We start from the raw sequence: 13933 nt of genomic DNA, 5'->3' as shown, positions 1-13933 counted from the left end.
GCGCGGGCGGTATCCGGCGGTCGGTTATTCCGGGCAGGGCCGTCCGGCGTGCGGGCTGCGGCGCCCGCGCTATGCCTGGAGCCAGTGGGGGCCGGCGGGTGTCCAGCCGACGAGGCGGCGTGCGCCGCCGTCCACCGGGCCGCCGCCGGGGCCGAAGTCGCCGCCCTCACGCACGAGACGCACCCCCGCCAGGACCGGCGCGAGGCGCCCACGGGCGTGGTCGGGACACCGCGCCACGTCGCCGTCGAACTGCTCCAGGACGGCATCGCACTCGTCGGAGGCGACCATCGACAGGTAGAACAGGACCTGGCGCCAGGCGTAGGCCATGTCCTTGATGGTCGTCAGCGGCCGCGGGTTGCCATGGATCCGCGCGGCCAGACGGCAGGTGGTGGCGAACGCCCCGCGGGCCAGTGCCGCCCAGCCGGACGGTGGAGTCACACCGACCGGGCCGGCGAGCAGGGCGAGGTTGTGCGTGGTGAGGATTTGGGCCTGCTCGATCACCGCGCCCCCTTCGGCGACCGACAGCCAGCTCGTCCCCGCGACACCGGCCCGCTCGTGACACAGCGCCGCGAACTGCGAAGCACCGCGGCGTCCCCTGCCGTCGGCGGCCTCCTGCCCGATACCGGCGACGGCCGCGCAGTCAATGCCGTAGTAGGCCGCGTACAGGGTGCCGTCGAGGAGCTCGGCCGCGGCCCGCGCGGCGTCGGGGAACTTGGGCGTGAAGGTGCCCATGAAGATGTCAGCGGCGAGTTCCTCGGTCCACGGCAGCGTGAGCCCCGCGGTTCGGGAGAGTGTGGCGAGCTCGCTCACCAGCGGGTTGGGCAGGACGGTGCCGGGCCAGCCTTGCAGGGCGAGCTCGCCGAGATCGGCCAGGGTGCGTCGTGCTGTGGCGCGTACCGGGTCAGTGGTCTGTCGGTGCCGTTCGACGGCCCGTACCCAGGGCAGCTCCTCGAAGCGGACCTGGTGGTGGAGGTCGACCAGGAGCAGCGAGCGCCGGTTGCGGAACGCCCCGTACGCGGCGGCCATCAGCCGGCGCATATGGGGGTCGGGGTATGAGGCGGCGGTCGCCGTCGCGACGAGCTGGGGCACGAGAGCGGCCAGTACCTCGGCGGACGGCACGACGCCGGCCCCGATGAGGGTGGGGACGTCGGCGGCCAGCGCTCGGCGTACCAGGCGGGCGACGGACTCAGGCACGTCGGCGCCGACGGGCAGGCCCGTGGTCGCGTGTTCGGCGGGGGTGACCGGAACCGTGAAGCCGCGGGCCTGCGGTGTGCCGGTGTCCGCCGGCAGATCTGCAAGACGCCCGGCGGCAAGCTCGGCCATGGCCTGGTGGGTCGGGCGGGCGGCGTCCGCGGCCTGGCGGGCGCGCAGCGCGCTGTGCTCGGGCGTGCCGGGTGCCCCGCGGCGGCGCACCATCGACTCGACGGCGTGCTGCACCATCCCGCGGCGCCGCGCATCGAGGTCCCGTCCGCGGACCAGGTCCTCCAGTGCGGTCCGAAGGATGAACGCGTTCTCCTTCGGGCGACGGTGCTTACCGCACAAGGTGTGCTCGGCGGCGAGTGCACGGTAGCGCTCCAGCAGGGCGGCAGCCTGCTCCCTCCACTCCGGCGCCGGGGTCTCCGCCAGGATGCGGCCGTCGCGTACGGTCTTCAGCCAGTGGTCGAGCAGTTCGTCGGCAAAGGGGTTCCAGACGGACAGTGCCTCGTTCATGGCCTCGACATCGGCGTGCGGGCGCCGTTCCCGCAGGCGCTCGCGCACTTCTCCGACCGTCCAGCGGAACACGATGCCGCTGTTCGCCCCCGCCGGCGGGGCAGATACCGGGCGCGGCAGGAATCGCAGGCGGTCGGCGAAGGGCTCCAGCACGTCGAGGAGTTCCAGTGCGGTCGCGGTCTCCCCGTGGTTGGCGAGCCAGGTGACGGTCAGCAGGGCCGCTTCTTCGGGCAGGTCGACACTGTAGGCGCCCGATGCCAGCAGGTCCGTCAGCTCGGCCTGGCCTGCGGTGGTCAGGGCGTACGCGAACAAGGAACGGCGCTCGGCAGGCAGGCCGGCGCGGCGTGCGGCGTGGGCTTCGTGCGGAAGCATCGGCCCGCCCGCGGCCGGGGTGCCGGTGGCGAAGCCGCCACGGACGACCTCCGGTGTGACCCAGGCGGGCAGGCCGGCAACCGGGGTGCGCGATCCAATGGTCAGCGTGCCGTCGGTCATGCCGGTCAGGACCTTGCGCCAGCGGGCCGCACGATCCTCGGCGCGGGCCCGCACCCGAGGATCGTGATGGGTCGCAGCCGTGGTGAACGCCGAGGCCAACTCGCCCAGCGGGTAGGTACGGTGAACACCGGCAGGTGCCCGACCGGATGTGGTGGCATCGTGGCCGTCGTCGCGGCCGGAGTCGTTGTCCATAGCCGACGTGGCGGGCTCTGCCCCCGCGCCCTCCGGGTCCGGAGCCCGGTGCTCTTCTGACTGAGCTACACGCCGATGTGCCTGGTGAGACTACTGGTTGGGCAGCGGCCCTGGCCAACGGTTTCGTGACATCGCGGGGTCTGCCCGGCGGCGCCGACGGCAGCCGGTCTCGGCGGCTCGGCCTCCAGACGGCAGCGGGCTACCGGCCGGCATGGCCGAACGGCCGTAGGGACGTCGTGAAGGCGCACGGGCATCGTCTGTGTGCTCTCGCCCGCCGGACGCTCACGCGCGTCTGGATGGTCCGGGACCTCTTCAACGCACTCGACGAGAACGGGGTGAGCTTCGACCCTCCCGGTCCGGGTCAGCGGTCCCACACGTTCCGTTGACGTGCTCGGAGTTCAGGTGCCGCACCGGTTCGGGGTGGATTCCCCGGTCGGCCGGCGGCGATGTCCGCTGCAGTGCCGATGGCTGCCGTCCCACCCGCAGGGCGCGAACGGCCGTGGCCGGGGCCGTGGTGGGATCGGAGGGGAGCCGAGGCCGGGTCACCCGTGGAGGAACTGGTACCCGATCCACACCTGGATCTGCGCCAGCCCGTCCAGGTTGAGTCCGGTGTCGAACTCGTGCTGGGGGATTGTCACCTGCCAGCCCCCGCCCACGCCTCGTCCCCAGAACGCCAGTGACTTGGGGGCGTCGAGGGGCGAGTCGTCGCCGAACTCAGCGGGGGGCAGCGGCTCCGTCTTGGCGCTGCGCGTGCTGACCTTCGGCAGCAGCCACTGCGTCGTCACGCTGCTGTCGGGGCGGCGCTGCTGGTACTTCCCCTCGTGGCGCACCTCGCACGAGATCTCGTCCTCGGGGTGAGACGCTCCGACGAGCGCCAGACGGATGCTCTTGATCTTCGTTTCGACACGGTCGTCCGGCAGGTCGGCGACCGGATCGATCGCGAAGGTGAAGCGGTGCTGCGACTTCAGCTCGGCCACCTGGGGGTCGGCGAGTTCGAACGATCGCCTGAGCCAGTCCGCGTCGAGCGGCCCGTCGAAGTAGTCCGTGCAGTCGGTCTGCATGTCGACCAGGGTGAGTATCTCTCCCCACGACGAGGTCAGCTCACTCGCGAGCCTGACGTCGTCGATCTCCCTCTTGTAGGAGTCGGTCGAGAGGTCGGGGCAGATCCGTCCGGCGTCGATGGGGAAGTGGGCGTCCTCGTCCTTCAACGTGTAGATCTCGACCGACCGCTTCGCCCGGAAGGCGAGGGTCAGCAAGGCGTCGGCCTTCGACTGGGCGGTGGAGATCTGCCCTGGCTCTCGACGCGTGGGGCCGGTCGGCTCCGGCGGTGGTCGCCGGGAGGCCTTCGCGTTCTTCTGGCGCAACGTCAGCTCCGGCCCGTACGGCTCGGCCACGCGGGCGCCCGTGTCTGCCCCGCGATCCGCCGTCCACGTGGGCCTTGTCGTTCGGCAGGAGCCACGTGGTGGAGACGGACAGCTCACGGACGGCCTCGGACCGTTCCCCGCGCGCCTTCTCGCAGCCCCCACCGGCGGCGCGGGCGCCGCGCGCGGGCAGGGGCGGGGGAGGGGCGGGCGGAACGCGGCGGGCCGGGGTGGCGCGGGATGTCCCCTGATGGACGCGAGCCCTCCCGAGGATGCGGGGATGTCCGCTTGTACTGTGCAGACCTGGACATCTGCAAGGGAAATCCCTCGTGAAGAGCTTCACCCTGCCCGGTACCGACATCGTCGCCCCCAACGTCGTGCTCGGCCTGATGCGTATCGCCGACAAGAGCGACGAGGAGATCCGGGAGCTCGTCCGCACCGGGCGCGAAGCGGGTATCGACTTCGTCGACCACGCCGACATCTACGGCGGCGAGCTGCACACCTGCGAACGCCGCTTCGCCGAGGCGATGGCGCTGAGCCCCTCGCAGCGCGACGAGATCACGATCCAGACCAAGACGGGGATCGTGACGGACGGGTGGTACTACGACTTCTCCTACGAGCACATCGTCGAATCGGTCGAGGGCTCGCTCGCGGCCCTGCGGACCGACCGCATCGACATCCTGCTGCTGCACCGCCCGGACGCGCTCGTCGAGCCCGAGGAGGTCGCGCGCGCCTTCGACGCGCTCGAGTCCTCGGGCAAGGTGCGCGCCTTCGGCGTCTCGAACCACACCCCGCACCAGATCGACCTGCTGCGCAGGTACGTGCGCCAGCCCATCGTGGCCAACCAGCTCCAGCTCTCGGTCACCCACGCGCCGATCGTCGCCCAGGGGATCGCCGCGAACATGCTCGCGGAGCAGCAGGCGGCCACCCTCGACGGCGGCGGGATCGTCGACTACTGCCGTCTGAACGACATCACCGTCCAGGCGTGGTCCCCCTTCCAGGCCGGCTTCTTCACGGGTGTCTTCCTCGGCTCGCCGGACTATCCCGAACTCAACGCCGTCATCGACCGTCTCGCCGCCCAGTACGACGTCCCCGCCATCGCGATCGCGACCGCGTGGATCACCCGCCACCCCGCTCAGATGCAGGTCGTCCTCGGCACCACCAGCCCCGAGCGGGTCGCAGGCGCCGCGCAGGGCTCCGACCTGCCGCTCACCCGGGCCGAGTGGTACGAGCTGTTCCGCGCCGCGGGCCACATCGTTCCCTGAGGCGCTCGCAGAACACACCGCATCCCCGGAGCCGGTGGGCCGTCGCCGTGTGAACCGGCCCGAGGGCGTCGCGGTCAGCCAGCCCCGCTCGGCCGGCCGCCCGGCCTTCGACCGCATCCCCTCGATCTTCGCCGGCACTCGCCACCACCACGCGGGCGACGGAGGGCACCCGTGGCCGCCGCGCCCTCCGTCCTCGTACCGGTTCAGCCGGTGCGCGGAGCCCGCAGGACCTGCATGCTGTGGGCGGCCAGGTCGAAGGACTGCCCCGCCGCACGGACACGGGGAGCGGCCGCGGGGTCGGCGGTGTCGACGACGGAGTGCCACTTCCCGGCGTAGCCCGCCGTGGGCAGCCGGAATTCCACCGGCTCGTGGTAGGCGTTGAACAGCAGCAGGAAGGAGTCGTCGGGGGAGGGGCCGCGCTGCGCCCGTTCGATGTCGCTGTCGCCGCAGAGGTGGACGGTGAGGGCGTGGGCGTCGCCGCGCCGCCAGTCCTCCACGGCCATGGGACGGCCGTCCGGCCGCAGCCACGCGACGTCGGCGCGCTCCGCCGGGATGTCGCCGGTCGGGCCGCTCAGGAACCGCCTGCGGCGCAGTACGGGGTGGGCGTGGCGCAGTTCGAGCAGCCGGGCGGTGAAGTCGCGCAGGGAGCGCCGGTCCTCGTCCAGGTCCCAGTGCATCCAGGCGGTGCCGTTGTCCTGGCAGTAGACGTTGTTGTTGCCGTCCTGGGTGCGGCTCAGCTCGTCGCCGTGGGAGATCATCGGGACGCCCTGCGAGACCAGCAGGGTGGTGAGCATGTTGCGCTGCTGGCGCAGCCGCAGCCCGCGGACGGCGGGATCGTCGCTCGGCCCCTCGGCTCCGCAGTTGAAGGAGCGGTTGTCGCTCTCCCCGTCGGCGCCGTCCTCGCCGTTGGCCCCGTTGCGCCGCTCGGTGTACGTCACCAGATCGCGCAGGGTGAAACCGTCGTGCGCCGTGACGAAGTTGACGCTCGCACGGGGGCGCCGGCTGTCGTGCTCGTAGACGTCGGGCGAACCGGCGATGCGTGCGGCCAGCTCGCCGAGCGTCCCCTCGTCACCGCGCCAGAAGCTGCGGACGGTGTCGCGGTATTTGCCGTTCCACTCGCTCCACAGCGGCGGGAAGTTGCCGACCTGGTAGCCGTCGTCGCCGATGTCCCAGGGCTCGGCGATGAGCTTGACCCGGCCGATCACCGGGTCCTGCTGGACGATGTCGAGGAACGCCGAGAGCCGGTCGACCTCGTGGAACTGGCGCAGCAGCGTGGCGGCCAGGTCGAAGCGGAAGCCGTCGACGTGCATCTCGGTGACCCAGTGGCGGAGGCTGTCCATGATGAGCTGGAGCACGTTGGGGTGGCGCATCAGCAGGCTGTTGCCGGTGCCGGTGGTGTCGACGTGGTGGCGCGGGTCGTCCTCCGCCAGGCGGTAGTACGCCCGGTTGTCGATGCCGCGGAAGGAGAGCGTCGGGCCCTGCTCGTTTCCTTCGGCGGTGTGGTTGTAGACGACGTCGAGGATCACCTCGAGACCGGCCGCGTGGAGGGCCTTGACCATGGCCTTGAACTCGTCCACCTGCTCTCCCCGGCTGCCGCCGCGGGAGTAGGCGTTGTGCGGGGCGAAGAACCCGATGGTGTTGTAGCCCCAGTAGTTCGACAGACCGCGGTCGACGAGGAAGCCGTCCTGGGTGAACTGGTGCACCGGCATCAGCTCCACCGCGGTGACCCCGAGGGCCACCAGGTGCTCCGTCACCGCCGGGTGCGCCAGGCCCGCGTAGGTGCCGCGCAGCTCCTCCGGCACGTCCGGGTGCAGCGCGGTCATCCCCTTGACGTGCGCCTCGTAGATCACCGAATCGTGGTACGAGCGCCGCGGCGGGCGGTCGTCGCCCCAGTCGAAGGACCGCGGGTCCGTCACCACCCCCAGCATCCCGTGGCCGAGCGAGTCGCGGCCGTCCGGTTCCCCGGGGTCGTCCGGCCGGTGGCCGCACAGCGACGGGTCGCCGTCGATCTGGCCGTCCACCGCCTTGGCGTAGGGATCCAGCAGGAGCTTCGCCGGGTTGCACCGCAGCCCGGCGGCCGGGTCGAACGGGCCGTGCACCCGGTAACCGTAGCGCTGGCCGGGACCGACGCCGGGCAGGTAGCCGTGCCAGACGGCGCCGTCCACCTCCGGCAGTTCCACCCGGCGCTCCGTGCCGTCCTCGTCGACGAGGCACAGCTCCACCCGCTCCGCGACCTCGGAGAAGAGTGCGAAATTCGTACCGGTGCCGTCGAACTCGGCGCCGAAGGGGAAGGCGCGACCGCCCTGAAGGTCCATACGTCAGGCCTGCCCCGGTGGTCCGGCGGAACACTCCGCCGTCGTGACGGCCTCCGGCACGCTCCCGGCCGACGGCTCAGCCCGGCCGCCGACCCGGGTCCGCCCGCCGCCGGTTCCGCCCGCTCCCGGGTAACTGGTGAGCGCACGGCCGATCGGGGAAGGCGCGAAACAGGACACCCCGGGCGCGCGCGTGCGGCGCGGGCCGGCCGCAGAAGGAAAGGGGCCACCATGCCGGAGAACGACGCCCTTCACGAGCCGTCCGATGCGCGGGGCGCAGAACCGGAGAGAGAGCACCGGCAGTCCCTCTACGCAGCGGGCTGGGTGCGGTCACTGCCGATGGACACCCCGGTCAGCGAGGCCCGCGACTGGACCCGCCGGCACCTGGACGCGTTCGGCTGGTCCCGGACGGCGCCCGAGACCGCCGACGACGTGGTCCTGACCGTCTCCGAACTCGTCACCAACGCCCACGTCCACGCCCGCAGTGATGCCCAGCTCACGCTGGCCTGGGACGGACAGGGCCTGCACGTCACCGTCCACGACAACTCGCCCGAACTCCCCCGGCCACGCCTGCCCGACAACGACTCCGCGGGAGGGCGCGGCATCTTCCTCGTCGAAGCCGTGGCCGACACCTGGCAGGCCCATCCGTGCGCCCACGGGAAGACGGTCACGGCCTGCTTCAACGCACCCGACACGCGGTAGGCGGCGGGCCGGGGCGGCGGCGGGCCGGGAACCGCCGCTCTACCGTTCCGCCCGCCGGCGCCGGCGTCCACGCGAGGAGCGGGATCGGCCCGGCGAACGCCCGGCCGGTGCTCAGCACGCATCGTCCTCCGGGTCACCGACGCCCCGCGGCCACCGGGCCCCGGGGCGTCCGCCGGTTCGGGGAGCGGGTCCGTCCACGCCGTCCTCCCGTTGCGGGGCCGGCCGGCTCCACACCGACGGGCCGGCCGGGTGCGACGGGGTCACCCGCGGCGCAGGAACATCACGACGGCGACGACGATGACGATCAGAACGACGGTTCCCAGGCCGATGTACATGGTGAATCCCCTTCTCCGGGTGGAGTCCGCCGGGGACGCCCGGCGGACCGGCCGGAGCGGTTGCTCCGGCTGGAGGCATCTGCCCCGGGAATCGGTTCGCACGCATGAGCGATCCCGGCGGCGTGTGTCCTCCTCCGGTCCCGGCGGCACCGCTGTCGAGGCCGGGCGCACCACCAAGGCAGGCCTGCCCCGCAACCGGTGGGCGGACTTCAGGGCCGCCCGGGCGTGAACGCGGCCGGCGGGGGCAAGTGGGGACCTATGGACGAGGGAGCGGCCGGAGGGCCGAGAAGGGCTTTCGTACTGGGTGGCGGCGGGGCGCTGGGCGCCCACGAGGTGGGCATGCTGAAGGCGCTCTTCGCCGCCGGGATCCGGCCCGACGCGGTCGTCGGCACCTCCGTGGGCGCGATCAACGGCGCGGCGGTGGCCGCCGAGCCGGCGCCCGCGGCCATCGACCGCCTCGCCGACCTGTGGACCGGGCTCGGCCGGGCCGGCGTGTTCACCGGCTCACTGCTCGGCCGGCTCACCACCGCCGTGCGCAGCGGCACGCACCTGTACGCACCCGGTCCGCTGGACGACCTGCTCCGCTCGCACCTGCCCGTCAGCCGTGTCGAGGACCTGGCCGTACCCTTCCAGTGCGTGGCCGCCAGCATCGAGAAGGCCGCCGAGCACTGGTTCGAGGACGGTCCGCTCATCGAGGCGGTCCTCGCCTCGTGCGCCGTACCGGGCCTGCTGCCGCCCGTCGAACTGGACGGCGAGCACTTCGTGGACGGCGGACTCGTCAACAGCATCCCCGTCTCGCGGGCGGTGGCCCTGGGAGCGCAGGAGGTCTACGTCCTCCAGGTGGGCCGGGTCGAACACGCCCTGCGGCCGCCGCGGCTGCCCTGGGAGGTCGCCCTCGTCGCCTTCGAGATCGCCCGCCGTCACCGTTTCGCCCGTGACATGGCGGAACTGCCGGGCGGTGTGACCGTCCACGTCCTGCCCAGCGGCTCCGCGCAGGAGACCCCCGGCCCCCTCGGACAGTTGCGCCACCGCACGTTCGGCCGCACGGCGCAGCGCATCGAGGCGGCGTACGCGGCGTCCTCCCGCTACCTGGACGCCGCTCTCGCCGGCCCCGGCGGCGGAAAGCCGCCGCAGTGACGTCCCCGCGCGAGGGCACGCCGACACCGGGCGCGCCGGCGGGGCGTGACCCCGAGGGCACGCAGGTCGCGGCCGGGCCGGAGGCCGTGCCGGGCGCTCGGCGGGCGGCGGGCGGCGCGGGTGCGTTTCCCGGGGCGGAGGGCGCGGAGGGGGCGCCCTCCGAGGCCCGGCGGGTGCCAGGCGCCCCCGGCGGCACGCCCCCTGGGACCCAGCGCCCGGGGGCCGGTGCGGACGCCGCCCCTCCCGGGAGGCGCCCGGCGGCCGCTGGGGACGCCGCCCCTCCCCGGAGGCGCCCGGCGGCCGCTGCGGGCAGCACGCCACCAGCCACCGGTCCCACGGCAGCCGGCCGCCGTACCGGTACGGCGGCCGGTACGCGCCGGCGAGCGGGTGCCGCGGCCCTCGCGGTGGCGCGACGCACCACCACCGTGCCGCTGCTGCTCGCGCTCATCCCGGTCGTGGCCGCGCTGTTCGCCGTCGCCGCCCTCGCCGGTGCGGTGTCCCTCGCCGCCCGCAGACCGGCCCGGCCCGCCCGCGTCGTCGGCTTCCTGCTCCTCTACCTGCTGGCGGACTGCGCGGGCCTGGTCGCGGCGGCGGCGCTGTACGTACGCCACCCGCCGGGCGTCCGAGGCGCGCGCGAGGCACGCGCCGCGGGCGCGTACGCGGTGCTGACCCGGCTGCTGACGTACCTGCGCGCGGCGGCGCGCCCCCTGTTCGGCCTCGACCTGCGCATCACCCCGCGGGTACCGGCACCGCCGGAGCGGCCTGGCCCGCCGCTGCTGGTCTTCGCCCGGCACGCCGGTCCCGGCGACTCCTTCCTCGTCCTCCACGCGCTCCTCCGCGAGGCGGGTCTGCGCCCGTACACGGTGCTCAAGGGCTCACTGCGCGCGGACCCGTGCCTGGACTTGCTGGTCAGCGAGGTCCCGCACTGCTTCCTGCCCGCGCCGGACGGCAGGGACCAGGAGGCGATCGGCGCGCTGGCCGCGGCGCTCGGACCGGGAGACGCGCTCGTCCTCTTCCCGGAAGGCGGCAACTTCACCCCGCGCCGCCACCGCAGAGCGGTGGACACCCTGCGCCGCCACGGCCGCCTGCGGAGGGCCGCGCGAGCCGGGCGGCTGCACTACGTCCTGCCGCCACGCGACGCGGGCGTGCTCGCGGCCCTGGAGGCGGCACCGGCCGCCGACGTGGTCTTCGTGGCGCACTCCGGCCTGGACGTCATCGACTCGGTCCGCTCGGCCTGGAGCTGCATCCCCCTGCACCAGCCGGTGCAGGCCCAGTGGTGGCGCGTCAGGTCCGGCGACATCCCCCGCACACGGGAAGCCCGCAGCGAGTGGCTGCTCACACAATGGACCCGCGTGGACGCCTGGATCGCCACCCACGCACCCCCCGGCACCCCCCACGTCTGACCCGCCGTGCCCGGCGTCGTGCCGCCGGCCGTGCCGGAGAGAGCTGAGGGAGAAACGCTCGACCCTCGCTGGGACGCGCCGGACGGGTCAGCCCTCCCGTGGTCCCGCAGGCGCTGGGATGGCCCGGCGGGGCGCGGCTCAGACCAGTTCGGGCCGCGGGTCCGCCGGTCGCGTTTCCAGCGGCAGCTCCGCCGCGAGTTCCGGGTCCCAGCGCCTGGTGGTCCGCACGTAGTGGAGGACCACCGAGGCCGGCGCCAGGACGAGAAGCGGTCCGAACACCCACGGATGCCTGGCCATGTCCAACGGCAGGCAGCGGTAGGACAACAGCAGCGCCACGAAGACCGTCGCACCGTGGGCGACCAGGCGCGACGCCCGCCGGTCCCAACCGCGGCCGAGCGCGCGCATCGCCGTCTCCACGGTGAGTGCGAACACCACGCCGGCGACGAGGTCCGCGCCGTAGTGGTAACCGAATCCCAGCGTCGCCGCGAGCGTGGCGACCAGCCAGAACGCCCCGGCGGCCCGCACGTACCGCGGACCCTTGCGCGAGTGGATGAAGAGCGTGGTCGCCCATGCCGTGTGAAGGCTGGGCATGCAGTTGCGCGGGGTGATCCCGTCGAACGCCATCCGGTGCGGGGGCCTGATGGGCGTCGGCGTGTCCGGCCACAGGTTGGCCGCCGCCCAGTGGCTGCCGTCGGCGCCGAACGCGAAGACCGGGCCGACCACCGGGAAGACCATGTAGACGGCCGGCCCGAGCAGGCCGATGACCAGGAACGTACGCACCAGGTGGTGGCCCGGGAAGCGGCGCTCCACCGCCACGTTGCGCAGTTGGTACAGCGCGATGAGGGCCGCCGCCATCGGGAGCTGGCCGTAGACGACGTGCAGGACGAGGCCGCCCACCGGACCGGTGGCCGCCACGGCCCGGCCCACCAGCCATGACGGGTTGCCCAGCGCGTGATCGGCGGTCGCCACGTACTGGTCGAACACCATCGGGCGCGTCTTCGACGTGATGAGCAACCAGGTGTCGCCGGTCTTGTGGCCGGTCACCAGCAGCAGGCCCAGACCGGCACCCTTCAGCAGCAGGGTGCGCTCCTGCCCGGCGCGGCGCGTGACGGCGATGACCGCGCAGCCCAGGATCACCCACAGGGCGCCGTTGCCGAAGGCCATCCCGGCGCCTGCCGCCCACCGTACGAGGCAGAAAACGATGTCGATGCCGATCGCCGCGCCGACCGCGACGAACCGCTGCCGCCAGGTGAGCACCACCGTCGTCAGTGCCAGTCCGGCGTACAGCAGCGGCCCCGAGGTGGGGGCGAACACCACCTCGCGCGCCTGGTTGGTGACAGGCCCGGGCAGACCGTAGTGGCGCGCGGTGATCTCCAGCGAGACGAGGAATCCGAGGACCACGGCGCCCGCCGTGCCCCACAGCACCGCACCCGGCCGGTGCCCCGTGGTGACCGCTGGTCTGCTGCTTGTTCGCGAAGGTGTCCGCGATGTCTTGGATATCAATTTTGGCCGATGTGTCGAATATCGGCCGCACGGAGCACTCTTCGTGCCGGATGGCACGCTTTTGCCGGCGGACGCCGGCCGAAGAGGGCGATCGCCGTGAGTGCGAACATATTACCGGGACCCCAACGGGAGTCGAACGGGTATCGGACGCCCGGTCGGACGCACCCACAGGAAATGCGCTACGGCCAGGTCCCGGGAGCCTCACGGACCGGGCACCGCGGCTGTCGGGGCGGGCCGAAGACTTCTCCCGGCTTCCCGGTCGTACGCGTGCGGCCGCGTGTACGACCGGGAAGCTCCGATGAGCGGAGCGGAGCCGGTGTCGGTCGGTACGACCTCAGAAGCTGGAGGACACGGCCTGGATGCCGGGCGGAAGCAGGGCCGAACCGTACTGGGAGATGAAGGCGACGTGGTCGTCGAAGCTGTCGGCGTGCGACACGGTGCCGGTGCACTGCGTCCCCGTACCGCAGGCGGCCACGAGCGTGCCCTTCGTCACGTCGAAGATCTCGATGTAGTAAGGCGTGGAGCTGACGTCGACGTTGGTCTTCACCGTGAACGCGCTGTCGTACGGGGGGAAGCTGTACGACAGTCCGGTGACGGAGGTGAAGCTGTAGTACGGGGCGAGGTGCGACTGCCAGGTGACGAAGGTGGCCTTCGACGTCGCCTGGATGCCGGTCGGTGGGTAGGCCGTGGCGGCCTGCGCCACGGTCCCCACGTAGCGGTGGGTGTTCGGGGTGGAGCCCTGGGTGACGCTCACCGAGCATGTCTGGCCCCACCCGCAGGAGGCCACACGGGTGTTGGTGGTGAGGTCCCAGATCTGGATGTAGTACAGGGTCGGGCCGACGTCGAAGGACGAGTAGGCGCTGAGCGTGCTGGTCAGGGGCGGGCTGCCCGCCAGGACCAGACCGTTCACGGTGTTGGGACCGGCCTCCAGGGTCATCCACGCGGCCGGGTCGGTCATGGGCGCCGCCTGACGCCCGGGTGACGGCTTCGACACCGCCCCCGCCCCACTGTGCGCGGCGCCTGCGGACGTGCCCGCGGCGGCCACCGGTGCGGTGGACGCCACCGAGAGTGCAAGCACGGCGGCGACTGCTGCGACCACGGCCGCCACACCGCCGGACCGGGTCCGGAATACCTCATGAACTCGCAACGACAACCTCCACGTTCAGGTCGGGACGCTGAATCGGCTGGGGGCCGCGACTGGACGCGGCCATGACGACGGCCGTCGCTGTTCGGCTGAAAAGCATGTCGACTTCACTGCCAATTCCTCCGAAACGTGCGGACGGAACGTCAGAAGCAGGCAAAGTACGGACAAGGACGCAATGAGCGTACCGGCGTTCGGCGGCACATGACCCCTGCATACGCCGGATGCGCGGACCACCCTGCGGCCGGCGCACGGCCCCCGGACGCCGGGTACCCGGACGCGCGCAGGCGGACGGCAGCGTGCTCGAAGTGCCGCGGCACCGAGGGGACTTCCTCCGGGGCGACCCGCTCCGGGCACAAGGCGCCGGCCTCGGAACCACC

The 13933-nt window shown here is 72.8% G+C and carries 9 protein-coding genes and 1 tRNA gene; 4 read left to right on the top strand and 6 right to left on the bottom strand.

Translation table 11 applies throughout. From position 1 onward, the window contains the following. Window positions 1–69: 69 nt before the first annotated feature. The 3 genes from ACH4SE_RS21730 to ACH4SE_RS21720 all read right to left on the bottom strand — a co-directional run bounded on the left by ACH4SE_RS21730 (window position 70) and on the right by ACH4SE_RS21720 (window position 3788). On the bottom strand, window positions 70–2202 hold the full coding sequence (locus tag ACH4SE_RS21730) for a hypothetical protein (RefSeq protein ID WP_398545057.1): 2133 nt from the start codon (window positions 2200–2202) through the stop codon (window positions 70–72). Between the two features lie 194 nt (window positions 2203–2396). Next, a tRNA-Arg gene (locus ACH4SE_RS21725) sits at window positions 2397–2469 on the bottom strand. A gap of 467 nt (window positions 2470–2936) precedes the next feature. Then, on the bottom strand, window positions 2937–3788 hold the full coding sequence (locus ACH4SE_RS21720; RefSeq protein WP_398545056.1) for a hypothetical protein: 852 nt from the start codon (window positions 3786–3788) through the stop codon (window positions 2937–2939). 296 nt (window positions 3789–4084) lie between these two features. Between ACH4SE_RS21720 and ACH4SE_RS21715 the strand changes: the two genes are divergently transcribed. Then, window positions 4085–5020 (top strand): aldo/keto reductase family oxidoreductase, encoded by a 936-nt coding sequence (locus tag ACH4SE_RS21715; protein ID WP_398545055.1) that lies wholly within the window; start codon window positions 4085–4087, stop codon window positions 5018–5020. Window positions 5021–5223: 203 nt separating this feature from the next. Here ACH4SE_RS21715 and glgX read toward each other — a convergent pair whose 3' ends face one another. Beyond that, complete coding sequence (glgX, locus tag ACH4SE_RS21710; RefSeq protein WP_398545054.1) at window positions 5224–7335, bottom strand: glycogen debranching protein GlgX; 2112 nt, start codon at window positions 7333–7335, stop codon at window positions 5224–5226. 336 nt (window positions 7336–7671) lie between these two features. Here glgX and ACH4SE_RS21705 point away from each other — a divergent pair, with 336 nt between their 5' ends. The 3 genes from ACH4SE_RS21705 (at window position 7672) to ACH4SE_RS21695 (ending at window position 10909) form a co-directional block, all read left to right on the top strand. Next, on the top strand, window positions 7672–8034 hold the full coding sequence (locus ACH4SE_RS21705; protein WP_398545261.1) for an ATP-binding protein: 363 nt from the start codon (window positions 7672–7674) through the stop codon (window positions 8032–8034). Window positions 8035–8627: 593 nt separating this feature from the next. Beyond that, on the top strand, window positions 8628–9506 hold the full coding sequence (locus ACH4SE_RS21700) for a patatin-like phospholipase family protein (RefSeq protein ID WP_398545053.1): 879 nt from the start codon (window positions 8628–8630) through the stop codon (window positions 9504–9506). A 404-nt stretch (window positions 9507–9910) separates the two neighbouring features. Then, window positions 9911–10909, top strand: a complete 999-nt coding sequence (locus tag ACH4SE_RS21695) for a 1-acyl-sn-glycerol-3-phosphate acyltransferase (RefSeq protein WP_398545052.1) — start codon at window positions 9911–9913, stop codon at window positions 10907–10909. A 138-nt stretch (window positions 10910–11047) separates the two neighbouring features. Here ACH4SE_RS21695 and ACH4SE_RS21690 read toward each other — a convergent pair whose 3' ends face one another. Beyond that, window positions 11048–12334: a phosphatase PAP2 family protein gene (locus tag ACH4SE_RS21690; RefSeq protein ID WP_398545051.1), complete on the bottom strand. Its 1287-nt coding sequence runs from the start codon at window positions 12332–12334 to the stop codon at window positions 11048–11050. A 412-nt stretch (window positions 12335–12746) separates the two neighbouring features. After that, the gene (locus ACH4SE_RS21685) at window positions 12747–13370 is read right to left on the bottom strand and encodes a hypothetical protein (RefSeq protein ID WP_398545050.1); all 624 of its coding nucleotides are present in this window, start codon (window positions 13368–13370) and stop codon (window positions 12747–12749) included. Window positions 13371–13933 lie beyond the last annotated feature (563 nt).

The sequence above is a fragment of the Streptomyces sp. NPDC020983 genome (assembly GCF_044333485.1).
Lineage (GTDB): Bacteria > Actinomycetota > Actinomycetes > Streptomycetales > Streptomycetaceae > Actinacidiphila.
The sequence above is the reverse complement of the archived record's forward strand: the minus strand, read 5'-3'. Positions and strand labels throughout refer to the sequence as shown.